This is a genomic window from Corynebacterium stationis (assembly GCF_001941345.1).
Taxonomy (GTDB): domain Bacteria; phylum Actinomycetota; class Actinomycetes; order Mycobacteriales; family Mycobacteriaceae; genus Corynebacterium; species Corynebacterium stationis.
Map to the genome: position 1 here is coordinate 996,807 of NZ_CP009251.1, position 25,032 is coordinate 1,021,838.

Sequence of the window (25,032 nt, forward strand, 5' to 3'; positions counted from 1 at the left end):
GAGTAACTAGACATGAAACCTAGTGCGAAAACTTTCTACTCAATCGGCGCTTATATCTTTATCGCGCTGCTGTTGTACGCATTCGGCACTGCCTACATGGACAATGACGCTTCCATGGGCGGCGCTGAGTACGTCGGTATCGTGGCGTTGACGATGTCTCTATTGTTGTGTCTGATGCTTGGTGGCTACCTGCACATCACGGAGCGTGGAACCGACGTACTTCCAGAGGACTGGGAAGAAGCAGAAGTCGAGGACGCCGCGGGCATCTACGGTTTCTTCTCCCCAGGTTCCATTTGGCCATTCGCAATGACTTGTGCAATCGGCATTCTTGGCTACGGCCTGGCATTCTACTTCCTGTGGATGATTGTCCTCGGATTGGTTATGTTGGCTTGGTCTGCAACCATGCTGTCCCTGCAGTACGGCCTGCCAAAGGAAAAGCACTAATCGTTTGCTAAGTACGTAACTTCGCGTCAAACTTCTCAAGCCCCCGTCTACCTTGTGTAGGTGGGGGCTTTGATGTGCGTCGGATGATTTCCAAAATAGTTCCGGCAGGTTCAATAAAACTTCAAAACCCCGACGAATTGGTATTCCGCGGGGGCGACGACCTTAATTGCAGGCACTGAACGTGCAGCACGATTTCGGTAAACGTGCACGTTAAAGGGATTTTGCGCCGGGGGTCATCCGAAAGTTGCAAACCAGGCACTGGGGGCATGACTAGGGTGTGATCTTTCTAACATGCCGCGCTGCGGTAGGTGCTTGCAATGTTTGGGAAGGGCTGTACCAGATTCTTTAAGCTAACGAATCCTCACTTTAGGTTCTGGAGTTATGAACCATTGACCTGCATGAACGCGGGGTTAACTTCGTTCGAAGAAAAGAGGCTTTAGCGAGGTTTTCTAAAGGTTCCAAAGGTTCCTGAATAAAAGCTGAATCTGGGCTAGAAAACGCTTGAAGAGATCGGGGGGTCTGAGATGACTTGGGGGTTAAAACCAGACATACTAGTAGGCGTGACGAGCGCAGTTTCAAACCAAGGTATGGCAGCACCACGTGTTGCTACGTTGAACCGACCCAATATGGTCAGCGTAGGCACCATCGTGTTCCTGTCTCAGGAATTGATGTTCTTCGCCGGACTGTTCGCGATGTGGTTCACATCGCGCGCTAACGGCCAGGGCGGCGACTGGGCTGAGCAAACTGCTCACCTCAATGTGCCGATGGGTTTCTTGATCACCACGATCTTGATCCTTTCCTCCGTTACATCTCAGTTGGGCGTCTTCGCAGCTGAAAGGGGTGACGTTTATAAGCTTCGCGTCTGGTACGCGGTAACCATCGTTCTGGGTCTCATCTTTGTGCTCATTGTTGGTTACGAGTGGTACGAGATGATCCACCACGGTGTGACCATCCAGGCCAGCGTATTTGGCTCAGTCTTCTACATTCTGACTGGCTTCCACGCAATTCACGTGTCTGCGGGCATTGTGGCCTTCTTGGTCATTATGCTGCGTACCGCGAAATCCAAGTTCACGCCAGCACAGGCAACCGCCGCTATGGCAGTTTCTTACTACTGGCACTTCGTGGACGTAATTTGGATTGGCGTGTTTGTCGTTATCTACCTAGTTCAGTAGGCCCCGTCAAGGGTTTCAAAACTTAAGTGACGGCCGAAAGCTAATCACTTTTCGCGAAACGAACATAAATAAGGAAAATGATGGATACGAATTCCACTCCAGTTCCCGAGCAGTCAGGGAAGAAGTCCCCAGCTGCGGAGGCAAAGAAGACGCGGCGCAACCGCAAGGTTAAGCGCACCCTCGCTGGTGCGTTTGCGCTTACCGTCGGACTAACTGGCGCAGGTGTATTAGCAACCGCGTTGACCCCAGACGCACAGGTTGCTACCGCGCAGCGTGATGATCAGGCTCTCATCCAAGAGGGTAATGACATCTACGACGTAGCGTGTATCACTTGCCACGGTGCAAACCTTCAGGGTGTAGAGGACCGAGGTCCTTCCCTGATTGGCGTGGGTGCAGGTTCGGTTTACTTCCAGGTTCACTCTGGCCGTATGCCGATGATGTCTAACGATGCTCAGGCGGAGCGCAAGACTCCTCGCTACACCGAGCAGCAGACCCTGGCGTTGGCAGCTTATGTTGCAGCCAACGGCGGTGGCCCAGACATCGTGTACAACGAAGACGGCTCCATCGCGATGGAAGAGCTTCGTGGTGCTAACTACAACGGCCAGATTCAGCCTGAAGACGTTGCCCGTGGTGGCGAACTCTTCCGCATGAACTGTGCGTCTTGCCACAACTTCACCGGACAGGGCGGTTCGCTGTCTTCCGGTAAGTATGCACCGCCTCTGGCTCCTGCAAACGAGCAGGAAATCTACCAGGCGATGCTGACTGGCCCACAAAACATGCCTAAGTTCTCCGACCGTCAGCTTTCTGCTGATGAGAAGAAGGACCTCATTGCTTATATCAAGTCTGCAAGCGAGACTCCTTCTCCAGCCGGTTGGGACCTTGGTGGTCTTGGCCCAGTAGCTGAAGGTCTGGCTATGTGGATTATCGGCATCACCGCTCTGTGTGCTGCTGCAATGTGGATGGGATCGCGTTCATGAGCAATGTAAACAAGAAATACACCGATGACGAACTCAAGGGTATGAGCAATGAAGAGCTCGCCACCCTTGGTACTGAGTTGGATGATGTCACCGTTGCGTTCCGCAAGGAGCGTTTCCCGATTGCTGGTGACCCCGCTGAAAAGCGTGCCGCGCGTGGTATCAACATTTGGTTGGTAATTTCCGTAATCAGTGCACTGGCTTTCTTGGGCATCTACATCTTCTGGCCATGGGAATTTAAGGTCCATGGCGAAGAAGGCCTTATCTGGCACAACCTTTACACTCCGTTGCTCGGTCTAACCGCAGGTATTGCGATTACCGGCCTGGGCATCGCAGTTGTTCAGTTTGTTAAGAAGCTCATGCCGGAAGAGATTTCGGTACAGCGTCGCCACGACGGCCCATCCGATGAGGTTGACCGTCGTACCTTGACCGCACTGCTTAATGACTCCTGGAAGACTTCTACTCTTGGCCGTCGTAAGACCATGCAGGGCCTTCTTGGTGGTGCAGCAGTTCTTTTCGGTTTGGTTGTTGTTGCTCCGTTGGGCGGCATGATCAAGGATCCATGGCGCAAGCGCCACGACCTCAACTACATGGGTGACGGCACCCTGTGGACCTCCGGCTGGACCTTGCACGAGAAGGGCGTCAAGCTCTACTTGGCTCGTGACACCGGTACTATTGCTGAGTTCCACGAAGGTGAGTCTGGCAGCCACTACACGACCCAAGGCGTTTCCCGTCTTGTGCGTGTTCGTCCAGAAGATCTCGCAGCTGGCGGCATGGAGACTGTCTTCCCATTGGCAGCCTCTGACGTCAATGATGGTGACCTATACGATCCTCAAAAGGACGTATACGAGAACCACATGCACTCTATTCACGGTAACCGCAACGCCGTTATGTTGATTCGTCTGCGCCACCAAGATGCGCAGAAGGCAATTGAGCGTGAGGGTCAAGAAGACTTCCACTACGGCGATTACTACGCGTACTCTAAGATTTGTACTCACATCGGTTGCCCAACCTCGCTTTATGAGGCTCAGACCAACCGAATCCTGTGTCCATGCCACCAGTCGCAGTTCGACGCATTGCACTACGGTAAGCCAGTCTTCGGACCAGCTGCACGTGCACTGCCACAGCTGCCGATCACCGTGGATGAAGAGGGCTACCTCGTGGCGCAGGGCAACTTCATCGAGCCAGTTGGCCCGGCATTCTGGGAGCGTAAGTCATAATGAGCAATAAACTCGGAAATATTGGTAATAACCTCGACTCCAGGCTTCCAGCCGCAGGTGTCGTGCGAACCCAGATCAACAAGGTCTTCCCAACGCACTGGTCATTCATGCTTGGTGAAGTTGCACTGTACAGCTTCATTATCTTGTTGCTGACTGGTGTATACCTTGCTCTGTTCTTCGATCCATCGATCACCAAGGTCATCTACGACGGTGCGTACACCCCGTTGAATGGCGTTGAGATGTCTCGTGCATACGCAACCGCACTGGACATTTCCTTTGAAGTTCGTGGTGGCCTCTTTGTCCGTCAGATGCACCACTGGGCTGCACTGATGTTCATGATGGCTATGGTCGCCCACATGTGTCGTATCTTCTTCACCGGTGCGTTCCGTCGCCCACGTGAAGCAAACTGGATTATTGGTTGCTCCTTGATTCTCCTCGGCATGATCGAGGGCTTCATGGGCTACTCCCTGCCAGATGACCTGCTGTCTGGTGTCGGTCTTCGTATTATGTCCGCCATCATCTTGGGTCTGCCGATCATCGGTACCTGGTTGCACTGGGGCATTTTCGGTGGCGACTTCCCATCTGACTTGATGCTTGACCGCTTCTACATCCTCCACGTTCTGATTCTTCCGGGCATCATTCTTGGCCTGATTGCAGCTCACGTTCTGCTGGTCTGGTTCCAGAAGCACACCCAGTTCCCGGGACCTGGTCGTGCTGAGAACAACGTTGTTGGTGTCCGAATCCTGCCAGTCTTCGCTACTAAGGCTATCGGTATGGGTCTGATGACCGCTGGTGTTCTTGCACTGATGTCCGGTCTGCTGACTATTAACGCGATTTGGAACCTTGGACCATACAACCCATCACAGGTTTCTGCAGGTTCGCAGCCAGATATCTACATGCTCTGGACTGACGGTGTTGCTCGTGTCATGCCAGCGTGGGAGCTCTACTTGGGCAACTACACTATTCCATCCGCATTCTGGGTCGCACTTCTGTGTGGTCTGATGGTTGTACTCTTGATTGCGTACCCATTCATTGAGAAGAAGATGACTGGCGACGACGCTCACCACAACCTGTTGCAGCGTCCACGCGATGTCCCAGTTCGTTCCGCAATCGGTGCTATGGCTATTACCTTCTTCCTGTTGGTAACGATGTCCGGTGGTAACGACCACGTTGCGCACTTCTTCCAGATCTCGCTGAACGCGATGACCTGGGTTGGCCGTATCGGTCTGGTAGTTCTTCCTCCGATTGCTTACTGGATTACTTACGCAGTCTGTGTTGGCTTGCAGCGTTCCGACCGCGAGGTCTTGGAGCACGGTATCGAAACCGGTGTCATCAAGCAGCTGCCTAACGGTGCCTTCATCGAAGTTCACCAGCCACTGGGTCCTGTTGATGAGCACGGCCACGCGGTTCCACTGGAGTACTCCGGTTCCTACGTTCCGAAGCAGCTCAACCAGCTTGGTCTGGCTGACTCTGAGGTACAGGGCACCTTCTCCCCAGATGATCCTGACTTGATGCGTCGTGTTCACGAGCACCACGCTGACAACGCCGCAGAAGAAGCAGAGATGCTGCGTCGTCTGAACGAGGCTAACCGTCGTGCAGACGAGGAAAATGGTCTCAACTAACCCGTAATCTTTCGGTTAGAAACTAAAGCGCTCACAACCCGCTGAGTTACTTCTTTTGAAGCAGCACAGCGGGTTTCGCTGTATCTATGACCATTCGGGACGATCCAGTGGTGCATTGTGAGGCCGATGTTCGGTGGCTTCGGTCTTTGGGGGAGTGATGCTTTCTCATTGTTAGTAGAGCTTCCTAGTTGCCTAATCGCAGCGAGAATACCCTTGGAATACTCTTTGTGGCTTGGTCAGAGTCGGCCGTGCGCTAGCGGCTGTGTGGCTTCTGGAATAGGTTTGTCAGGCCGTGGTTTGTTTGAAACCGCAGAGTTGGCGTGTGCGTATGAGGTTCAGGAGGGTGGGGCTTTGGTCCTTTCTAAGACCATCACAAGTCGATAGGCAAGCATGCAGTGGTTGCCATCGCTCTCGTTGCTTGTCGGCATCCGCGATGGTGTTAAGCCCGGTTGTAATAGCGCTGCGCGTGTATGACGGGACTCTGCGGCGTTGACGGGTTCTCATTCGGTACAGATGTGTTTGCACCCGTTCCTATATATAAGGAGAAGGCTTCGCAGGGACGCAGGAAACTGAGTGTAAGTACTAAGGCGCCCTCATGGTCTGGCAGGGTCTGAATCTGTGTCTGTCTTCAACGTGCCGCTGTAGGGAGTTGTGAGGAGTTATAGCAGTGGGTTCCGCTGACGGCGGCTGCGAGCAGCCCAGAGTGCAAACAAAGACGCCTCTGCGGGAATCCGTATCCCGATTCTTGTTAGCTCTCTTTATCTATATATCGGAAACGGGGGAGAAGTATGCGGATAGTGATTGGTCTGTTTTAATAAGTGGGGGATTGCGTCGCGAAATTTTGGCGGTGCTGGGGTCCGGTTAAGGTTGTTAATACTTCACCTTTTACTGGGGTTAGAGCCCAGATTCGGCAAAGTTTTGCGCTTTGTGAGAAAAGCCACGTTTGGGATTTGGTATGGCGTATCCGCAAACGTTTGATTTCTGCTTTCGGTGGAGAACATTGTTTGGCGCTGGCTTTGCCCCAGTAAGTGCGCGGTTTTATACGGGTTTGTGTTGGTAATGAAATTGTTTCAATTTGAAATTACTTTTGGGAAAATTTGGATATCGATAAGATAACGAGACGATAACGGCGCGACACGGACTTCAAAACTCGACAAACTTTGTGATTGTTTCGTAACCTGTTTGAGACATTGCGTTACCGCCCGGTAGCCAATTAAGAAAACAACAACTTAAAGCGTCGTATCTGGTCCCGTCTGAAGAGCGGTGGGGCCGAGCGGAGGATGGTCTCTTAATAGAGAACTTCCAAAGAACGTTAGGCCCACACCTTAGGGCCAGAGCTACGAACACAATAGATTGAGTTCACTTCAATTTGGTACAGCAAGTGCTGCTGTGAATTTTTTCTTTAGATGCTCATCAACTTGTGTTGGTAGTAGGCGCGCAGAATGATTTGGAGTTTATTTCGTGGCACAGCACCGTCGTCAGAACGTTAAGGCCGTTCGTCGCATCGCAGGCACCACCGCTATCGCAGCAGTTGCAACCTTGGCGGGTCCAGCAGCTGCAAACGCAGCAGAGGTAGTAGTTCCTAACACCAACTACTCCTTCAATGTTCAGGGACTGGAGAACGTTCCGAACATCAAGCAGGTCCCAAACATCGACAAGTATGTTCCATCCTTGTCCAACCAGGGTTCCGCTTCTACCACCACCGCTGCTAAGGCTAACTACTCTGCTTCGGCACCAGCTAAGCCAGCAGCTAGTTCCACCGGTCAAAAGGTTGTAGACGCTGTCTACTCCAAGATTGGTGCACCTTACGCTTGGGGCGCTACCGGGCCAAGCTCTTTTGACTGCTCTGGTCTGACATCTTGGGCATACGCTCAGGCTGGCAAGCAGATCCCTCGCACCTCCCAGGCGCAGGCATCTGGCGGTACCCCAGTCGCTATTTCTGACCTGCAGCCAGGTGACATCGTTGCTTACTACGGCGGCGCATCCCACGTAGGTATCTACGTCGGCAACGGCAAGATTGTTGACGCGTTAAACTCGGGCACCCCAGTTTCCGAGCGTCCGCTGAACTACATGCCAATCCACTCTGCAGTTCGTTTCTAAAAACTGCCTAGTGAAATCAAGTCCCCGCTACTTCCAACCGAGGAGGGAGCGGGGATTTGGCGTATCTGGAATGTTACCTGAGTGTTCGCTGGGGTGCTGGCAGCTAATTTGCAGGAACTCGGTATGTTTTGCCTAAAAGTATTCATTAAAGATGGCTGCAGGTTTGAGCACTGTTTTCCCAGCTCAAGGCAAATATTATGGCCTTGGTCAAAGTGGCGATTTAAGCTAGCTATATCGCGGTGCGGATATTATAGTTACTTGGGTATTAATAGCTTTGGTAGTCAGAAAGTCTCATCGTGGCAGTTGTGTTTGGTTCTTCGCGTGGCCGTTTTGTGTCCACAGTCTCGGCATTCGCATTGTGCGCAGCACTTGGCGCACATACCGCTTTTGCACCGGATATCCAGGCGCAAGAAATAGAGAACAACCAAACGCAAGAGGCAGATGACGTTTCAGGCCTCATTGAAGAGGTCAGTAAGGTTGCGCGCGAGGTCTCGGCGAAGAATGAAGAAGTGAAAAGCCTAGAGGACAAGCTTGCGGCTAAAGAAGAAGAGCTCGCGGGCTTGGAGGCGAAAGTCGATGAGTCTACGCGTGCGGCAGATGAAGCCGAGAAGCTGCTTCAGGCCTCACAATCTAATGTCGATAGTATTGCGCAGTCGCGCTACCGCGGCGATACTCTAGATCCGTTTATTGCAACGCTCAATGCCCAAGACCCAACCGCCGCGGTAGAACGCTTGGGCTACCTGGGTGCTATTTCCCGTGGCGCACAGCGGTCGTTGAATTCCATTACTGAGTACTCGCAGGCGGCAGAGTCTGCCCGTGCGCAAGCAGCGGAAGCTGTAGCTAGCGCCGAGAAAATCAAGGCCGAGCTTGAAAAAGAACGTGACTCCGTCATCGCCGATCGTGATGATCTGAAACAACGTCAGCAAGATATCGAAGCGCGCGTGGACGCGCTTAGCCCTGAGCTGCGTGAAGCATGGGAGAACCAGAATAATCCGCTCAGCGGCATTGACCTGGCTGAACTAGGCGCAAATGCTACTGGCGCGGTTGCTGCAGCACTGTCCAAGCAGGGCTCTCCTTATGACTGGGGTGCAACAGGCCCGAATTCTTTTGACTGTTCAGGTTTGATGTACTGGGCTTATCAGCAGCAGGGCAAGTCCATTCCACGTACCTCCCAGGCGCAGATTGCAGGCGGCCAGTCCGTTTCTATTGATGATTTGCAGCCAGGCGATATCGTCGGATATTTCCCAGGCGTGACCCACGTCGGAATGTATATCGGCAATGGCCAGATCGTTCATGCTTCAACTTACGGCGTTCCGGTGCAGGTAGTGCCGGTAGATTCCATGCCGATTTCCGGTGCATCGCGTTATTAATTCACGCGGTAGTGTATTTGTATGCCGCGTACGCTTCTTGTGACCAATGATTTCCCGCCTACTATCGGCGGGATTCAGTCTTATCTTCGAGATTTCATTAGTCTTTTAGACCCCACTGAGGTTGTGGTCTTTGCTTCAACTCAAGATGCCAAAGCCGCGCGGGAGTTCGATAGCCAGGTTGACTACACCGTGGTGCGATGGCCGCGGAACGTCATGTTGCCAACGGCTGCAACTGCTCGCCGTATGCAGGAATTGATTCGCGTGCACGATATAGACACCGTTTGGTTCGGGGCCGCCGCGCCCTTGGCGTTGATGGGTAAGGAAGCTAAGCAGGCAGGGGCTAAGAAGGTTGTTGCCACAACCCATGGCCATGAGGTTGGCTGGTCGATGCTTCCGGGCGCGCGCCAGGCCTTGCGGGTGATTGGCAATCACTCAGATTGCATCACTTATATCTCCCAGTACACCTTGCGGCGCTTTGCTAAAGCTTTTGGCCCGCATCCACAGTGGGTGCATATGCCTTCAGCGGTATCGTTCGAGCAGTTTACGCGCACGCCGGAATCTTCGGCCTTGGCAAAAAAGCATTTTGGGCTTGTCGATGCCCCCAGCGCCCCAGTAATTCTCTGCGTCTCGCGGTTGGTGCCGCGCAAGGGGCAAGATCAGTTGTTGCGCGCTATGGCTTTGGTGCGCAAAGAAGTACCGGAGGCCCAGCTTCTCATTATCGGACGCGGCCGATACCGGAAAACACTTGACGTGTTGGCCCGAATCTATGACCCCACCGCGGTTATTCAAGAAGCTAGAGACAGTGAAGAGCTGGCATTAGCTTTTAGCGCCGGTGATATTTTCGCCATGCCCGTGCGTACCCGCGGGGGAGGGTTAGATGTTGAAGGCTTAGGCATTGTCTACCTCGAAGCCCAAGCGGCAAGCTTGCCGGTGATTGCGGGAAATTCCGGCGGTGCGCCAGAGACGATTACAGAGGAAACAGGTGTCGTCGTCGATGGCACTAGTATTTCCGAGCTAGCAGAAGCGCTAGTAAAGATGCTGCAGGATCCACACGCTGCGGCCGCCATGGGGCAGGCCGGGCGCCGGCATGTGGAGCGCAATTGGACCTGGGATGTCATGGGGCAGCAGCTGCGCACAGCCCTAGAACCCGATTCTTAGGTGGCGCCGCGTAGCGCGCCACGGGGATTCGATTATCTCAAATCTTTCCGGCCGTATATCCTATTACCCATGAATAATGCTTCCCAGCAGCTTGCGATTGGTTTTGATATCGGGGGCACCAATGTACGCGCCGGTTTAGTCAATGACGCCGGTGAGGTTCTTGCTACCCGCACCATGCCAACGGCTGATAATGCAGCTGACTTGGAAGAAAGCATCGAAAAGCTGGTAGCGGAGCTGAGCCCTGGCAACAACATTTCTGGCGTTGGCCTGGCCGTAGCCGGCTTTATTGATCCCACCTGCACTATCGTGCGCTTTGCTCCACACCTGCCATGGCGCAATGCCACGGTTCGGAAGAATCTTGAAGAACGCATCGGCATGCCAGTGCGCTTAGAGCACGATGCGAACTCTGCTGCCTGGGGTGAGGCGCGCTTTGGCGCTGGCCGCAAGGCTAAAGACTGGGTATTTTTCGCTATCGGCACCGGCATTGGGGCAACACTTATGAGCGGTGGGGAAATCTACCGTGGCGCATTTGGCACCGCCCCAGAATTCGGTCACCTCACGGTCGTGCCTAATGGCCGACCTTGTTCCTGCGGCAAACGTGGCTGCTTAGAGCGTTATGCTTCTGGCACCGCGCTGCCAGATACCGCAGCAGAGCTGCGTGGAAGCTATGAAACCACGCTGGCAGAAGACGCTAGCAGCGAAGATATCGTGGCGGCGGCACGCGCCGGTGACCCGCTGGCTATCGCAGTGATGGAAGATTTCGCACGCTGGCTGGGCCTGGGGCTTGCCATGGTCGTCGACGTCTTGGACCCAGAGCTCATTGTCTTGGGCGGGGGAGTCTCTCGCGAATCTGATTTATTTTTGGATCTTGCGCGCAAACACATGCAAGACAATATTGTGGGCGCCGGTTTCCGCGATGTTGCTGAGTTGAAAGTCGCAGTTTTAGGATCTCAAGCCGGAATGATTGGCGCGGCTGATTTGGCGCGCGCGAGTGCTTGCGTATTGTAAAAGTAAGTAGATTTACAGATTCTGCACAGTAAACAACAAAGCAAAGAGCAAGAAAAGGACAAAGAGCCATGGCTATGAACAACCGGTGGTACTGGGCTTTCAAGCACATCCTTTTCGGCCCTGCTCTGCAACTATGGAATCGTCCATGGATCGAGGGAGTAGAGAATATCCCAGCTTCTGGACCCGCGATCGTGGCCTCGAGCCATCAATCGGTCATGGACTCTTTCTACTTCCCGCTGAAATGCCCACGGCAGATTAAGTTCATCGCCAAGGCGGAGTACTTCAACACCCCGGGCTTTGTTGGTCGCATGCAAAAGTGGTTCTTTTCCTCCGTTGGACAGGTACCCATTGACCGCACAGCGAAGTCTTCTGCGGAAGGCATGTTGAACTCGGCTCGGGAAATCTTAAATGACGGCGGCCTGTTTGGTATTTACCCAGAAGGTACCCGTTCACCCGATGGACGTATCTACCGCGGACGCACCGGCATGGCGCGTGTGGCTATGGACACTGGTGTCCAGGTGATTCCTATTGCAATGTTTAATTCCCGCAAAGCCAATCCGATTGGCACCTGGATTCCACGTCCCGTACGCGTGGGAACCCGCGTGGGCCAGCCCATCGATCCTCATGCCTGGGCGAAAGAACGAGGCTTGGACGTAGAAGATCATGAAACCGCTCGGAAATTTACCGACTACTTCATGCTCGAGCTTGCTCAATTAGCTGAGCAACCGTACGTTGATGTTTATGCCTCAGAGGTTAAAGATTCCTTGAAGAAGGGCCTCGGTTATCCGAAGGGTGCTGAACCAACAAAGTGAGTGCACAGAAACGTCTCATGTGGCCAGACGTCGCCAAGGGCATCTCAATCCTTGGCGTCGTCTTGTTACATATTGGTATTGGAGTGCCGGAAGGCGAATCCACCTGGCTTTATCAGGTAAACACCTGGCTCGATCCGCTGCGAATGCCACTGTTTTTCGTGGTTTCCGGGTATTTCTCTACCAAGATTTTGAATTACACCTTGCGCGATGTGTTGATCAAACGCGTGTGGTTTTTCTTCGTTCCTTATCTTTTGTGGGTAAGTATCGAATTGTGGACGAAAAACCTGGAGTGGCAGTGGGTATTTGGCAACGAGCCTTTAAGCTTTAGCGAGCTTGGCCTGAACCTGCTGCTGGGACACAACATGGGTTGGTTCTTGCACGCACTGATTATCTTCAACCTGGTTTTGGTTGCCGTGCGCAAACTGCATCCAGCACTAGCAATGCTCATTAGCTTTACCCCAGTGCTTTTGCTGCCGTTGAATGAGCACATTTACTTCATCGGCAAGGCGCTGATGTACCTGCCGCTATTTTTCATGGGCGTGTACCTACGCCGGGCAATCACAGTCTTTGTTGAAGCTATATGCCGACTTAACGTGGCCGCCCTGTCCTTTGCGGCCATGACTTATGCCGTTGGTTATTTCTCTCGCGATATGTGGAATCAATTCACCGGGGAAGTAGCGCTGCCGTGGTACCTGCCGGGCATGGATTACATGGGACGCGAAGAAATCTTGTTGCTGGTGCGCTTTGTGGAGCAGACCTTCCAGCTGCCGATGGCTTTGGTCATGGCAGTCGCGATTTCTTATATCCCTTTTATTTCTTCCTTCTTCGCGTTTATCGGCCGCAATACTTTGCCGATCTATCTCGGCCACCCGATCGCTTTGACCGTGGGATATCACTACGTTCAAATCGTGGGCAAGTGGGAGATCTCGATGGCTGGCGAGGGCCTGTTGCACAACACGTGGTTCTGGACGATTGTGTGCATCGGTCTAAGTGCCGCCGGCGGATTGATGCTTTGGTCGGTCTCCAAGCTGCCCGTTGTGGGCTGGAGTGTCTACCCGCCAAGTCTGCGCCAGCTGCACACGATGGTTATGCACGCCCCGGTGCTTCGCCAGGCACCAGGCAGGGACTAAGCTATTAAACCGTGCGCTATTTCTACGACACTGAATTTATTGAAGACGGCCGAACCATCGAGCTTGTCTCGATCGGCATTGTCGCAGAAGATGGTCGCGAATACTACGCGGTATCCACTGACTTCGACCCGTCGAAGGCAAATGCTTGGGTGCGTGAGAATGTCCTGGATAAACTTCCCAGCCCACGCGATTCGGTGTGGAAGTCCAAAGACACCATCCGCCGCGAAGTCTTAGAATTTCTCACCCAAGATAAGACCCCAGTTCAACTGTGGGCGTGGGTGGGAGCCTATGACCATGTTGTACTAGCTCAACTCTGGGGCGATATGGCAGGATTGCCGCGCACTATCCCGCGCTTTACCCGCGAGCTACGCCAATACTGGGAATTCGCCGGCCGTCCGCAGTTGCCTGCTATTCCAGATAGCAACCATGATGCTTTAGTAGATGCGCGTCATAATCTTTCCAAGTTTAAGATTTGTGCTGAAGTCCTGCCGTTGTCATCAGGTAATCGGGCTCTGAAATAGTGCTGGGGAGCGCGCACTAGCGATCGCTCCCTGCGCTGTGTGTAGGAAAGACCACCGGGGCCTCGAGTGCGTCCCGCCTGGTGGGATGTGTCTTAAATGGATATTACTAAGCTATGGATGTCACATTCGGTGTGCATCCGTGATTAAATACTAGTTGTGAGCTGGACAGTAGATATCCCTAAAGAAGTACTCCCTGATCTTCCGCCATTGCCAGAAGGCATCGAGGAGAAGTTTCAGGATGCCATCAAGCGAGACGCTAAGCAGCAGCCCAACTGGGATCAAACCCAAGCTGATAACGTTCGCAAGATTCTAGAATCGGTTCCACCGATCGTGGTGGCGCCGGAAGTAGAGGAGCTAAAAAACAAGCTTGCCGATGTCGCCAACGGCAAAGCATTTTTGCTGCAAGGCGGTGACTGCGCGGAGACTTTCGAGGCAAATACCGAACCGCACATTCGCGGCAACATCAAGACTTTGCTGCAGATGGCAGTCGTGCTGACCTATGGTGCATCCACTCCAGTGGTCAAGCTTGCGCGTATTGCCGGTCAGTACGCGAAGCCACGTTCTTCCAACGTCGATGAGCACGGCTTGCTGAGCTACCGCGGTGACATTGTCAACGGTGTAGAACCAACTGAGGAAGCACGCCGCCACGACCCGGCACGCATGATTCGTGCGTACGCTAACTCTTCAGCAGCGATGAATCTCGTGCGTGCACTGACAAGCTCAGGCACTGCGGACCTTTACCGCCTGCATGAGTGGAACCGTGAGTTCGTGCAGACCTCGCGCGCAGGAGCTCGTTATGAGGCTTTGGCTCGTGAGATCGAAAACGGCCTGCACTTCATGAACGCATGTGGTGTTTCTGATGAGACCCTGCGTGCAGCGACTATTTACTGCTCCCATGAAGCATTGCTCAAGGACTATGAGCGTTCGATGCTGCGTCTGGCCAAGGACAGCCGCGGTGAGACCAAGCTTTATGACCTGTCCGCACACCAGGTGTGGATCGGTGAGCGCACCCGCGGGTTGGAAGATTTCCACGTGAACTTCGCAGCACTTATCGGAAACCCAATTGGTCTCAAGATTGGCCCAGGCGTTACCCCAGATGAAGCTGTTGCATACGCTGAGAAGCTCGATCCGGACCGCGTGCCAGGCCGCTTGACGATGGTTACCCGTATGGGCCACGACCGCATCCGCACCGTCTTGCCGGACATTATCCGTGCTGTAGAAGACTCCGGGCACAAGGTTGTGTGGCAGTCTGACCCGATGCACGGTAATACTTTCACTTCCTCGAATGGTTACAAGACTCGTCACTTCGACAAGGTCTTGGATGAGGTGCAGGGATTCTTCGAGGTACACCGTGAACTGGGTACCCACCCAGGCGGCATCCACCTCGAATTCACCGGTGAAGACGTCACCGAGTGCCTCGGCGGCGCAGATGACATCTCCGATATTGATTTGCCGGGGCGCTATGAATCAGCGTGTGACCCACGCTTGAACACCCGCCAGTCCTTGGAGCTGTCCTTCCTGGTCGCAGAGATGCTGCGCAACCAGCGCGGCTAAAGCTCCCCGTTAAAGCTCCCAAGGTCGCTTTAGCAGGCTTCGAAGCACGGCAGTTTAGCCACTAGGTTCGTGGCTCAACCTTAAATAGAGTAGAACGGAGGGCACCACGCACATGCGTGGTGCCCTCCGTTCTCTGTTTAGTTGGTCTTAGCTAGTGGGTATTAGCGGAGAAAGATCGGCGTGCCGCCGTAGTAGCCCGAGCCGAACCACCAGCCGGCGATACCAACGCCTGCGATGATGATGCCGACGATAACCAACCACACAATAAATCCCACCAGCGAGCGATTCGATAGCGGCTTAACCGTTGGCTCACTTTCAGCTGTGGCCGGGGTAGGGGCGTGGCTTTCTTCGCGCGCTGGGGCCTGTGGTGCCTGCGCATGAACCAAGTTAGGTTGAGGCGTCAAACGAGTCTCGGGATAGTTGCTGCTTGCTCCCACGCCAGCAGCTCCTGCGCCAGCTACACCGGCAGCCCCTGCAGCGCTAGCTGTACCGGGAATAACAGGAGGCATGCCAGGAATGCCCTGCGGGCTCGGACGAACCGGCGCATCGGCAGCTGGTGGAGGTCCGTCGTAGCGGGTTTCAAAGCTTAAAGGTTCTCGCTCTCGCGGAAAGTCACGTTCGGAGATACCAGACTCTGCAAGCGGCTCCGGCTCAGAAGGGAGAACGGAGGTCGCGTCCTGGGCTATGTCGCTGCCAAATACTTCCGTCGCGGATTCGGAAGTGTCAATAAAGCCCGTGGGCTCAAAGACATTGGCCGCGTCAATTCCTTGCATATTCGTCGGTGCCGCCGCAGTGCGCGCTGCCGCTGAATTATGAGGAACAGGAACTAAATAGTTCGGAAGGTTTAGCTCTTCAGCGACATCATCCAAGGCCGCGAGAAACTCCCGCGCATCGGCAAAGCGCTCGGAGACATCGGAAGAAGTGGCGGTGGCAACGATGGCATCGATAAGCGAAGGCACCCCAGCAATCCGTGATGAAGGCTTCGGAACATCATTTTCCAACCTGTTCATCGCATGGCCCAAAGGAGTATCGCCAGAAAATGGCACCGTGCCGGTGAGCAGCTCGAATAAGACGATGCCGGCTGAATAAACATCCGATGCCGGCGTGATGTGCTCACCCGTGACCTGCTCCGGCGAAAGATAGGACGCCGTGCCCACGATCTGATTGGACGTGACCGTCTGCGAACTGGTCGCGCGCACCAACCCGAAATCGGCGAGTTTGACCGTGTGATCGCCATTGATCAGCACATTATCTGGCTTGATATCGCGGTGCACCAGGCCCTTATCGTGCACGGCACTTAAGCCGGTGAGCACGGAACGCATTACCGCTACCGCCGCATGCGGAGGCATGGGGCCGCGCTCTGCAGTAAGCTCACGCAACGTGCCACCAGTGATCAACTCCATGATGAGATACACCGGATCGCCTTCAGCGGAGAAGTCATAGACATTCACCAAATTCGGATGCGTCAGCTGCGCCATAGCGCGTGCTTCGCGGCGGAAACGGTGAATAAAGACCGCGTCTTGGCTGTACTGGTCATGCATGACCTTCGCGGCCAATGCGCGTCCAAGGCGCAAATCCACACAGCGGTACACAGTGGACATGCCGCCGCGAGCAATTGGTCGATCAATTCGATACCGGTGCTCGAGGACGTCTCCTACTTCCAACTGTGTCATGGCATCTAGTATGTACGATAAATTAACTATTTAGCCAACCAACGTGACCGCTTATACCCAACTGTAATCTAAAGTAGGGGACGTGATGGAAGAAAATAAAGACTTAAACGCTTTGCTGCAAGGCGATGAACTACTGACCATGCCAGAAGTTGCAGAGGAGCTTGGCATTGCGGTTACGCGTGTTCATGACTTGCTGCACGCGAAGAAGATGGTTGCCCACATCCAAGATGGGCAACGCTACGTTCCGGCCCTGTTTATCAATGGCAAAGGCGCCATAAACAAATATGTCTCTGGCGCCATTACGGTTTTGGCCGATGGTGGTTTTAGCGACGAGGAAATCTTGGAGTATTTGTTTACTGAAGATGCCTCGCTGCCTGGCCGCCCAGTTGATGGGCTGCAAGGACACTTAGCGCGTGAGGTTATTCGTCGCGCGCAGGCGATGGGACTGTAGAGCCACCAGCTGTAGTTGCCTCTTGTGGTGTCGATACCTTTAGGTTCGACACCCCCGTGATCGGCTTGGCGCTGGGATTAAACATCCAGTAGGCTCCCCACCACGACAACAGCAGTGAGCCAAGTACCCACCACCAGGTATAAAGCTGGTGGTTGCCGTCGCCGGAAAATGCCAAAGCCACAAAGATTGAGGCACCGGCAGACAGCTGGATGAGCCAGCGTGGGGGACGGGCCACGCCCAACAGCGAGATGACCGAGGCGAAATACCAAGGCAGCGTCACGGTATTGAACATGAAAGCTACCTGGTAGGCAGCGGGGATACCCAGTATGGCTGCGCGGCGATTTGCTCTAAACAGCCACCATATCACTGCCAATCCCAGCAACATCAAGATGCTGGCTCCTGAACGCATGACGCTCAAGATCTCGTTATAAGTAATGTCCTCATTCAACGTGGTAATCAAGGGCGCCAGAGTATCTGTTGCAACAGTAGGACCGGCTAGGGGATTGATGACCTTAGAGTTGCCGGTAATCTCTGTGAGCCAACCCCATGAGGTACCAGATACCCAGGTAACAGCAGCCACCACGATAATGGTCTCTGCCACGGCGACGAGCCCGGAGACCAGGAAAGCTAGCACTTTATTAAAGCGTTGACCATAGTGGTGCATCATCAGCCACACCACGAAAGGAATCGCAATGAAAGCGGTTGCCTTGAGCGACACAGAGACTGCAATCAGCGCGATTCCGGCGATATAACGATTGTGCAGGCACAGCAAAAGCCCGACGGAGACCAATGCGACCATGGTGGACTCATTGTGCATGCCACCAATAAGGTGCAAAATCATTACCGGGTTAGCCACACCGAGCCACAGCGCCAAAGTGGGATCGCCACCAAGCTTGCGGGCAATCAAAGGAATAGACCAAGCGATAGCCGCGAAACTTAGAACCGAAATCAGCTTGTAGACAAAAACCCCGATGGTGACGTTATCGCCGACCAGACGCGTAACACCCTCGCCCAGCCACAAGTGCAGCGGGCCATAAGGGGTAGTGGTATTGCGCCAGTCCTGGGATACCTCCAACAAGAATGGGCCAGGGTTAACCGCCGGGCCTTCCGTATAAGGATCAAAGCCATCGCGCACCATCGCGCCTTGCATGAGGTAGGAATATACGTCCCGGGAGGACAGTGGCGCAGCCAAGAGCAACGGGGCAATCCATGCCCACATTGTTGTGCGCATTTTCGCAAAAGCTGTTTCATCCACCTGCGCCGAGGGCACAGGGCGGGCTGCTAAAGAAAATTTTGGCGGAGTCGAGGAGGTATCAACCACACCGGTGTTGCGTCGCACGCTGGAGCTGATGAGAAACTTGCCGGCCAAAATCCATGCTGCAATGAGCGCAAACATGCCCACCCAGAATAAAGTCATGCCGATATTACGCCCATGACCGGCAGAGACCACGCTGATATTGAGGGCTTCTAGAATACCGCCGCGATTGCGCGTCGCACCACCTGCATACGACGCAAGGGTGAGCACGATTGTGCCCGCAACACCAAGGGCAAGGGCACTGGGCAGTTTGATAGTCATTGCTTGCTTGACCATGTAAAGATCCTATTTTGCTCGTGCGGTGGACTTGATAGCCAAAGAACGCAGGAGCTCCGTTACCTCGGAATTTACATTCGCGGCAGCAAGGTACTCCAGGCCAGACTGGGTAAGAGCATCAATGCGCTGCTCAATTTCTTCAGACGCCCCAGAGTCTTCAATCATCTGCGACATCTTCGACAACACGCTTGGATCGTCAGTCGCGCCAAGATTTTCGCGCAAGAACTTTGCGGTGGGTGGATCCTGTTCATCGGCACGCTGCAAGGCAATTGCCATCAGTACCGTTCGCTTGCCCTCGCGCAGATCATCACCAGCTGGCTTGCCGGTAACCTGGGGGTCTCCAAAGACACCTAGCTGGTCATCACGAAGCTGGAAAGCGATGCCGATATCGCGACCGTAGCCTCTAAAGGCATCGATTAGCTTGTCTGATGCCCCCGCGATAGCGGCACCCAAATGCAGCGGACGTTCGATAGTGTACGCAGCGGTTTTGAAACGGTTAACCGAATCAGACAGCTCCACCGACTCAATGGCTGCGGCCTCTAGTGACACGTCCAAGAGCTGCCCGCCGATGACCTCAGTGCGCATGGCTCGCCATGGCTCACGAGCCCGTTGTATGGCAGCCTGCGAAATACCGGAGTCTAAGAACATATCCTCGGCCCAAACCAAAGACATATCACCAATCAAAATTGCAGCTGAGCGGCCGAAATCAGCAGAATCTCCCGTCCAGCCCAGCGCACGATGCTGTGCTTCTACCGCGCGGTGCACCGTGGGATTGCCGCGGCGGGTATCGGAGGCATCCACGATGTCATCGTGGATCAGTGCACACGACTGAATGAATTCCAAAGAAGAAGCAGCGCGCAGGACCGCCTGGGGAGCTTCTGAACCTAACAACCCATCAGCGGCCACGAAGCCGGCCCATGCATAGAGAGGGCGGATGCGCTTGCCGCCGTCGAGCACGAAGCGCTCTAGATGCTCAATAGCTTCGGTGACAGGTTTTCCAATTTGTGCGAGCTGAGGCTCCCGGGCTTTCAAAAAAGAGGAGAGTTCAGCACGAACGTGCTTGGGAATCTCGGCTATAGGAAGTTGGGAGAAATCCTCAGAATTATTCATGGCCTTTAGCCTACCTTTAGCATTCCCGACATTAAGAAAGCGGTAGCGGCAATTTCAAGATGGCAAAGGGGCGTTCATCGCCGGGGTAGCGGTACTGGCGGATGACGTCTGTAAAACCCATTGACCGATACAGACTAAAAGCACGGTTAGATTCATTGGGGACTTCAGGCGTGGAAAGCAAAGCCCATTTGCCCGGCGCATTCCACAACAATTCAACCAGGAGCTGTCTGCCCAAGCCATGGCCCTGCATCCGTGGAAGCACGTGGACTTCCGCAACCTCGAAGTAGCTGCGAAGCATCTCGACTTCTTCCGCGGATAATTCGCCTTTCTTACGCAGCGCGAGGCGTAGTTGGCGGTCCCACCACGAATCCGGAGTGCCAATAAAACCGTAGGCAACGCCGATAACTCCAGTCGCGTCTTCAGCGATCAGTGCAGTGAAACCGGGTCGAATAACCTCACGCCGCCAGGAAAATACCCGGCCTTCACGAATGGCGGGGTCATAGCCCATGGCACTGATGTAGATATCCACCAAGGAGTCGGCGTTGAGCGCGAACTCCTGTGGTGAGAGACGGCGGATTGTTAAAGACACAGTCTCTATCTAACAAAACTTTTACTTGTAATGGGTGAGATTGCCCCTGTTGAAGGGAAAAGAGTTGGGACGGTTGCGTCTTGATCGAACATGAACCCGCTGTGGTGTTCGAAAACTTGCAGCGCTGTGTGCATTAGAAACCTTTTCATTGTCGAACATGTGAGCTATAATGTGGGCATGGATGTACGAAGCGGGTTCTAAAGTAAGGCACATAAACACACGGGTTATATCGCAAGCAATAGCGTGAAGGAGGCAAAGCGATGGGACAGGTAATTTCTGCAACAGCTCGACGGGTTCAGCGACAGGGTGGCCAAGGCTCCAAGCGTCAGCGTTTTCTGACCCAGGCCGCGCTTTTGCTTGCTGATGCCCGTGCGGATGCGGCGAATGGACGGACGGATCAGGCGTTGGAGAAGGCATATCAGGCTGGGCTGCGCACAGCTGGCGCCTGTGTGGCAGCTTCCGCAACCGTTTCTAAGCGTCGCCGCTTGCCGACTTCTGCGTGGGATCAATTGAGCCTAGTGGGGGCAGAGGAAGAGGAATGGGCAGATTCTTTCCGTGCTTACTCTCGGACGCGCTCGCGCCTAGCGTCCGGTATTGACCGAGAGGTCGCGGACAAGGTTGTATTTGACCTGATGGACTTGGCGGCTCGCTTTTTGGAAATGGCTGAGACTGGCACTCACGACTTTGATGGAGTCGGTGGCCAAGCGGCATAGGTCTAGTTGCTGCCGAAGTGTGGCGATAATCGTTTGAAAAGGTGACATAGGAAACTGCAACCGCGGGAACTAACTGGTTATTGTGTGCGTTGTATTAGGTAGAACAGGAAATATTGTCACCGAATTGATGATCGGCTGCAGCGATGGCTCGGTTATACTGAAGGTAAACATAGGGTGGCGATTTGCTGAGATAGTTGATACGTAACTTTTTAGCCCGGACTTATTGGAGGAACAGTGTCTCTTTCAGAGCAAGAGCAGCGCGCACTTCGCGAAATTGAGAAGTCCCTGCTTGCTGAGGATCCCAACTTCGGGGCCTCCGTGTCCAGTGCCTCTTCATTTGGTGGCTCCGGCGGTGCCGTAACCCTGCGCGGTGTAGCGCTTGTGGTTGTCGGTTTGGTGATGCTGGTGGGCGGCGTTGCATTGGCGCAGACAAGCTTGTGGTTCGTGCTGCTTTCCATTGCTGGATTCCTAGTCATGTTCGGTGCAGGAGTTTGGATGCTTCGCGGTTCTGGAGATGGTTCCGCGCGTTCTTCTGGGAAGAAATCCAAGTCCGGTGGAGCGGGCTCTGCGAAAGACAGTGGCGCTGCGAGCAAATTAGAAGAAAACTTCCGTCGCCGATTTGAAGAGCGCTAGACACAAGTAGCACTCATTGCCTTAACGGGGTGCGCCCCAGCCGTAGATCCGGCTGGGGCGCACCTCGTTTTGTTTTGCCTTTTTATAATCTCCCACTTTCACCCACCTCAAATCCCCACTATCACCCACCCTGCGCCCAGACAGGGTTCTAGAGTTGCCCGCCCGGCGAGTGGGTTAGTGGGGATCTTCTTTTGTGTGCCAAAATGCCTGTTCGTGTGAGTGAATCGGGGAGAAAGTGGATTAAGCAAACACATTTGTTATTGGTGCAATTGTTGATGATGGGGTAATAGTTGTGTGTTTTGGGTGTGGCTAGAAGTGTTTTGGGGAAATCTCCCCACCAAATTTACAGCTGTTGAACTGCGGTTATGGTTAAAAGTAGAGATAGCTTGCGTGTAAAACTGTTGAAGGTGGGGGAAAGTGGGGTAGAGTGGGGCGCAGCGGGTTAGAAGTGGTGAGAATCTAGCATTCACACCGCTTCATATTCGTGAAGAGGAAACCGGTGTGGTTAAGCAAGGAAGGTGGACCGGGATGTTTCTCGGAACCTACACTCCGAAGCTTGATGACAAAGGTCGACTAACCCTTCCGGCGAAGTTTCGTGATGAGCTAGCTGGAGGGCTGATGGTGACAAAGGGGCAAGACCACTCTTTAGCCGTGTATCCCCGTGAGGAATTCGCGGAAAGGGCACGCAAAGCAGCGGCCGTGTCTCGAACGAATCCAGAAGCGCGTGCGTTTATTCGTAACCTGGCTGCCAGTGCGGATGAGCAAAGGCCTGATGGAAGCGGTCGAATCACACTGTCAGCAGCACACCGTAAGTACGCGAACCTTTCTAAGGAATGCGTAGTTATTGGCTCAGTTGATTTCCTTGAGATTTGGGACGCAGCCGCTTGGGCTGAATACCAGTCGCAAACTGAAGATGCCTACTCGGCAGCTGACGCGGATGATGTTCTCGGCGGCTTGCTCTAGGCGAATGAAAACTAGAGAGAGTGCGTGTAAGGACTCTGTCTGAGGTTGATGTTCTGGTGTACTTCCCCGATATCAGAGCGTCCCTCGGACAGGGCCCTATACGCACTCGATTCATCTCAGGGATTCCTAAAAGGGAGCCCCTGTCAGCAGGAAAGGGGGATATGCCCGTGAGTAATACAGACGTAAATTTCGATATTGAAGACAACCACGGACATGTTCCAGTGATGCGCTCACGCATGGCGGAGCTTATCGCACCTGCTGTGGAGGCAGCTGGTGACAACGCCGTCATCGTTGACGGCACTCTTGGTGCTGGTGGGCACACCGAATTCTTCCTGCGGGCTTTTCCTCAAGCACGAGTCATCGGTGTTGACCGTGATGCCGCATCTTTGGAGCAAGCTACCCAGCGCCTGGCCCCTTTTGGTGACCGCTTTATCGGCGTCAACGAACGCTTTGATGAAATCGGCCGCGCAATTGACGATGGCGAAGGCGAGATATTCGACATCGCGCGCGACAATGGCATCGCTGGTGCACTCTTCGATCTGGGTGCTTCGTCGATGCAACTAGACCAGTCTGAGCGCGGTTTTGCCTACAAAGTTGATGCCCCTCTTGATATGCGCATGGACCCTTCCACCGGCATTACTGCCGCGGATGTGCTCAATACCTATTCCCATGGTGAGCTTGCGCGCATCTTGAAGTTCTATGGCGATGAACGCTTTGCTGGAAAAATTGCTTCGGCAATTTTGAAAGAACGCGAAAGCCACCCCTTTGAAACCTCAGCTCGCTTGGTTGAGCTGCTGTATAACACTATCCCTGCAGCTACCCGACGCACGGGTGGCCACCCAGCTAAGCGGACTTTCCAGGCACTGCGCGTGGAGGTCAACCGCGAGCTAGAGGCCATCGAACAGGTCATTCCAGTTATTACCTCTGGTTTGAAAATCGGTGGTCGGGTTGTTTTCATGAGCTATCAGTCTTTGGAAGACAAACTGGTCAAGTCCATGTTTAGGGAGCTGACCACTTCATCGACGCCAGCGGGTCTACCAATGGACCTACCTGGCACGGCTGCTTCCTTCAAGGCCATTACTCGTGGTTCGGAAAAGGCAACCGAGGCGGAGATTGCTGAGAATTCACGTGCCGCGTCAGTGCGCGTGCGTGCTTTTGAACGATTAGCAGGCGAGCATTCATTTCTTCCACCTGGAACTGGGATAGGGGCTTAAAGAAGATGGCAGATTCGACCACAACCAGGACAAAGAGAACCACTATGGGAACACGCACCAAGCGCGCACAGGGTTCAACGACTGATGTGATGGACCGACCTTCCCGCACACGCACTGCCAGTCGTGAAACTTCCGCGACGGGCGCAGTGAAAACCCGTAGCTCAACTCAGACGCGTACCAATCGTGGAGTGCAAAACACCGCGACGCGAACGGTGTCGCCGACGCGTACTACCCGTCGTGAGGTTCCGCAGATTACGCCCACGCCGCGTAAGTCTCGGCTGGGGTCACGCCAGGTCGTTACTGAGCGCGGGCGTCGTGTTGCGCCGATTAAACAGGTCACGCTATTTTCGCGCTTGTCCGCTGTAGCGATTGCTCTTCTCATCGGTGGTGTTGTTTTAGCGGTGTGGCTCTCAGGTGTCTCAACTTCCCAGACTTTCCGCATCCAGCAGCTGACCTACCAGGAATCGCAACTGAACAACCAGTTGGAAACGCTCAACCGTGACCTTGAACAGGTACGTTCTTCAGCAGATGTTGCTCGCCGTGGTGCAGATGCCAAGATGGGTATTCCTTCCCAGCCAGGCATCGTAGAAGTTGGAGAAGATGGCACAGTGGAAGAGCGTCGTCCTGCCACCGAAGGCACCGAAGCGATTATCGATGTCAACGGGGAACCAGTACGCACAGGACGGGCAACCAGTGATCCACGCGATACTGAGGGCGTGTCGGATGAACTCAACGCGGTTCCGCGCAACCAACAGCAGCGTGTTGGCGATGTTGATGCAGATGATGCGGTTGAATCTCGTCCAACCACTGAAGAAGAATCTGCCAATGCGCCTTTGCCAGTTGGGGAAAACCTGGATTCTCCATATCAGTCTGGTGAATAAGGGATAAGCCTCCCACACCTTAAGGATTGATCCGGCTACAGTCATACGAGAATTCAATTCAGCAAAGGGCAATATTGCACCTTGGGTATTCCTTAACTTTGAGCATCATGAAGGCAGGTGACACACCAC

Annotated in this window: 23 protein-coding genes; 19 read left to right on the plus strand and 4 right to left on the minus strand. The window is 54.0% G+C overall.

All coding sequences use genetic code 11. From position 1 onward, the window contains the following. Window positions 1–12 precede the first annotated feature (12 nt). The 13 genes from ctaF to CSTAT_RS04720 all read left to right on the plus strand — a co-directional run bounded on the left by ctaF (window position 13) and on the right by CSTAT_RS04720 (window position 15,085). A complete protein-coding gene (gene ctaF, locus CSTAT_RS04660) occupies window positions 13–444 on the plus strand; it encodes an aa3-type cytochrome oxidase subunit IV (RefSeq protein ID WP_066793113.1) in 432 nt (143 codons plus the stop codon). A 560-nt stretch (window positions 445–1,004) separates the two neighbouring features. After that, window positions 1,005–1,616, plus strand: a complete 612-nt coding sequence (ctaE, locus tag CSTAT_RS04665) for an aa3-type cytochrome oxidase subunit III (protein ID WP_287134564.1) — start codon at window positions 1,005–1,007, stop codon at window positions 1,614–1,616. Window positions 1,617–1,693: 77 nt separating this feature from the next. Beyond that, on the plus strand, window positions 1,694–2,593 hold the full coding sequence (qcrC, locus tag CSTAT_RS04670) for a cytochrome bc1 complex diheme cytochrome c subunit (RefSeq protein ID WP_075722653.1): 900 nt from the start codon (window positions 1,694–1,696) through the stop codon (window positions 2,591–2,593). Further along, window positions 2,590–3,810 carry a cytochrome bc1 complex Rieske iron-sulfur subunit gene (gene qcrA / locus CSTAT_RS04675; protein ID WP_075722654.1) on the plus strand — a complete coding sequence of 407 codons (1,221 nt, stop codon included), beginning with the start codon at window positions 2,590–2,592 and terminating at the stop codon, window positions 3,808–3,810. Before qcrC ends, qcrA begins: the two co-directional genes overlap by 4 nt. Then, window positions 3,810–5,432, plus strand: coding sequence for a cytochrome bc1 complex cytochrome b subunit (gene qcrB / locus CSTAT_RS04680; protein WP_075722655.1), 1,623 nt, complete (start codon window positions 3,810–3,812; stop codon window positions 5,430–5,432). The genes qcrA and qcrB overlap by 1 nt, the downstream gene beginning before the upstream one ends. A gap of 1,461 nt (window positions 5,433–6,893) precedes the next feature. Then, window positions 6,894–7,532, plus strand: coding sequence for a C40 family peptidase (locus CSTAT_RS04685; protein ID WP_075722656.1), 639 nt, complete (start codon window positions 6,894–6,896; stop codon window positions 7,530–7,532). Between the two features lie 296 nt (window positions 7,533–7,828). Beyond that, complete coding sequence (locus CSTAT_RS04690) at window positions 7,829–8,902, plus strand: C40 family peptidase (RefSeq protein WP_083640681.1); 1,074 nt, start codon at window positions 7,829–7,831, stop codon at window positions 8,900–8,902. A 21-nt stretch (window positions 8,903–8,923) separates the two neighbouring features. Beyond that, a complete protein-coding gene (locus CSTAT_RS04695) occupies window positions 8,924–10,060 on the plus strand; it encodes a glycosyltransferase family 4 protein (RefSeq protein WP_075722657.1) in 1,137 nt (378 codons plus the stop codon). 69 nt (window positions 10,061–10,129) lie between these two features. After that, window positions 10,130–11,068: an ROK family glucokinase gene (locus CSTAT_RS04700; RefSeq protein WP_075722658.1), complete on the plus strand. Its 939-nt coding sequence runs from the start codon at window positions 10,130–10,132 to the stop codon at window positions 11,066–11,068. Between the two features lie 74 nt (window positions 11,069–11,142). Continuing rightward, window positions 11,143–11,880 (plus strand): lysophospholipid acyltransferase family protein, encoded by a 738-nt coding sequence (locus CSTAT_RS04705; protein WP_066793124.1) that lies wholly within the window; start codon window positions 11,143–11,145, stop codon window positions 11,878–11,880. Next, window positions 11,877–13,010: an acyltransferase family protein gene (locus CSTAT_RS04710; protein WP_075722659.1), complete on the plus strand. Its 1,134-nt coding sequence runs from the start codon at window positions 11,877–11,879 to the stop codon at window positions 13,008–13,010. The genes CSTAT_RS04705 and CSTAT_RS04710 overlap by 4 nt, the downstream gene beginning before the upstream one ends. Before the next feature lie 11 nt (window positions 13,011–13,021). Beyond that, entirely contained in the window at window positions 13,022–13,531 is a 510-nt protein-coding gene (locus tag CSTAT_RS04715; RefSeq protein WP_075722660.1) for a polyadenylate-specific 3'-exoribonuclease AS, read from the plus strand. A 156-nt stretch (window positions 13,532–13,687) separates the two neighbouring features. Continuing rightward, window positions 13,688–15,085: a class II 3-deoxy-7-phosphoheptulonate synthase gene (locus tag CSTAT_RS04720; protein ID WP_075722661.1), complete on the plus strand. Its 1,398-nt coding sequence runs from the start codon at window positions 13,688–13,690 to the stop codon at window positions 15,083–15,085. 161 nt (window positions 15,086–15,246) lie between these two features. Here the strand turns inward: CSTAT_RS04720 and CSTAT_RS04725 are convergent, their stop codons facing one another. Further along, window positions 15,247–16,758: a protein kinase domain-containing protein gene (locus CSTAT_RS04725; RefSeq protein ID WP_075722662.1), complete on the minus strand. Its 1,512-nt coding sequence runs from the start codon at window positions 16,756–16,758 to the stop codon at window positions 15,247–15,249. Between the two features lie 85 nt (window positions 16,759–16,843). Here CSTAT_RS04725 and CSTAT_RS04730 point away from each other — a divergent pair, with 85 nt between their 5' ends. Further along, entirely contained in the window at window positions 16,844–17,209 is a 366-nt protein-coding gene (locus CSTAT_RS04730) for an Rv2175c family DNA-binding protein (RefSeq protein ID WP_075722663.1), read from the plus strand. Here CSTAT_RS04730 and CSTAT_RS04735 read toward each other — a convergent pair. Genes CSTAT_RS04735 through CSTAT_RS04745 form a run of 3 tightly spaced genes read right to left on the minus strand, consistent with a single transcriptional unit; the run spans window position 17,178 to window position 20,499 of the window. Continuing rightward, entirely contained in the window at window positions 17,178–18,800 is a 1,623-nt protein-coding gene (locus CSTAT_RS04735; RefSeq protein WP_075722664.1) for an alpha-(1->6)-mannopyranosyltransferase A, read from the minus strand. The genes CSTAT_RS04730 and CSTAT_RS04735 overlap by 32 nt on opposite strands. A 9-nt stretch (window positions 18,801–18,809) precedes the next feature. Beyond that, window positions 18,810–19,910 (minus strand): polyprenyl synthetase family protein, encoded by a 1,101-nt coding sequence (locus CSTAT_RS04740; protein WP_075722665.1) that lies wholly within the window; start codon window positions 19,908–19,910, stop codon window positions 18,810–18,812. A gap of 31 nt (window positions 19,911–19,941) precedes the next feature. Continuing rightward, window positions 19,942–20,499: a GNAT family N-acetyltransferase gene (locus tag CSTAT_RS04745; protein ID WP_075722666.1), complete on the minus strand. Its 558-nt coding sequence runs from the start codon at window positions 20,497–20,499 to the stop codon at window positions 19,942–19,944. Between the two features lie 260 nt (window positions 20,500–20,759). Between CSTAT_RS04745 and CSTAT_RS04750 the strand changes: the two genes are divergently transcribed. From CSTAT_RS04750 to ftsL, 5 genes are all read left to right on the plus strand, one after another. Then, on the plus strand, window positions 20,760–21,212 hold the full coding sequence (locus CSTAT_RS04750; RefSeq protein WP_075722667.1) for an SAV_6107 family HEPN domain-containing protein: 453 nt from the start codon (window positions 20,760–20,762) through the stop codon (window positions 21,210–21,212). 234 nt (window positions 21,213–21,446) lie between these two features. After that, complete coding sequence (locus tag CSTAT_RS04755) at window positions 21,447–21,845, plus strand: DUF3040 domain-containing protein (protein ID WP_066793140.1); 399 nt, start codon at window positions 21,447–21,449, stop codon at window positions 21,843–21,845. Window positions 21,846–22,373: 528 nt separating this feature from the next. Further along, the gene (gene mraZ, locus CSTAT_RS04760) at window positions 22,374–22,808 is read left to right on the plus strand and encodes a division/cell wall cluster transcriptional repressor MraZ (protein WP_003845214.1); all 435 of its coding nucleotides are present in this window, start codon (window positions 22,374–22,376) and stop codon (window positions 22,806–22,808) included. Window positions 22,809–22,969: 161 nt separating this feature from the next. After that, complete coding sequence (gene rsmH / locus CSTAT_RS04765) at window positions 22,970–24,022, plus strand: 16S rRNA (cytosine(1402)-N(4))-methyltransferase RsmH (protein ID WP_075722668.1); 1,053 nt, start codon at window positions 22,970–22,972, stop codon at window positions 24,020–24,022. A 44-nt stretch (window positions 24,023–24,066) separates the two neighbouring features. Continuing rightward, window positions 24,067–24,903, plus strand: a complete 837-nt coding sequence (ftsL, locus tag CSTAT_RS13800; protein ID WP_244892903.1) for a cell division protein FtsL — start codon at window positions 24,067–24,069, stop codon at window positions 24,901–24,903. The last annotated feature ends 129 nt before the right edge of the window (window positions 24,904–25,032 follow it).

Excerpts from the sequence above, each read along its gene's own strand:
- ctaF (WP_066793113.1), top strand. The coding sequence starts at position 13 with ATGAAACCTAGTGCGAAAACTTTCTACTCAATCGGCGCTTATATCTTT.
- qcrC (WP_075722653.1), top strand. The coding sequence starts at position 1,694 with ATGATGGATACGAATTCCACTCCAGTTCCCGAGCAGTCAGGGAAGAAG.
- qcrA (WP_075722654.1), top strand. The coding sequence starts at position 2,590 with ATGAGCAATGTAAACAAGAAATACACCGATGACGAACTCAAGGGTATG.
- qcrB (WP_075722655.1), top strand. The coding sequence starts at position 3,810 with ATGAGCAATAAACTCGGAAATATTGGTAATAACCTCGACTCCAGGCTT.
- CSTAT_RS04695 (WP_075722657.1), top strand. The coding sequence starts at position 8,924 with ATGCCGCGTACGCTTCTTGTGACCAATGATTTCCCGCCTACTATCGGC.
- CSTAT_RS04700 (WP_075722658.1), top strand. The coding sequence starts at position 10,130 with ATGAATAATGCTTCCCAGCAGCTTGCGATTGGTTTTGATATCGGGGGC.
- CSTAT_RS04705 (WP_066793124.1), top strand. The coding sequence starts at position 11,143 with ATGAACAACCGGTGGTACTGGGCTTTCAAGCACATCCTTTTCGGCCCT.
- CSTAT_RS04725 (WP_075722662.1), bottom strand. The coding sequence starts at position 16,758 with ATGACACAGTTGGAAGTAGGAGACGTCCTCGAGCACCGGTATCGAATT.
- CSTAT_RS04730 (WP_075722663.1), top strand. The coding sequence starts at position 16,844 with ATGGAAGAAAATAAAGACTTAAACGCTTTGCTGCAAGGCGATGAACTA.
- CSTAT_RS04735 (WP_075722664.1), bottom strand. The coding sequence starts at position 18,800 with ATGGTCAAGCAAGCAATGACTATCAAACTGCCCAGTGCCCTTGCCCTT.
- CSTAT_RS04740 (WP_075722665.1), bottom strand. The coding sequence starts at position 19,910 with ATGAATAATTCTGAGGATTTCTCCCAACTTCCTATAGCCGAGATTCCC.
- CSTAT_RS04750 (WP_075722667.1), top strand. The coding sequence starts at position 20,760 with ATGGGACAGGTAATTTCTGCAACAGCTCGACGGGTTCAGCGACAGGGT.
- mraZ (WP_003845214.1), top strand. The coding sequence starts at position 22,374 with ATGTTTCTCGGAACCTACACTCCGAAGCTTGATGACAAAGGTCGACTA.
- rsmH (WP_075722668.1), top strand. The coding sequence starts at position 22,970 with ATGCCCGTGAGTAATACAGACGTAAATTTCGATATTGAAGACAACCAC.
- ftsL (WP_244892903.1), top strand. The coding sequence starts at position 24,067 with ATGGGAACACGCACCAAGCGCGCACAGGGTTCAACGACTGATGTGATG.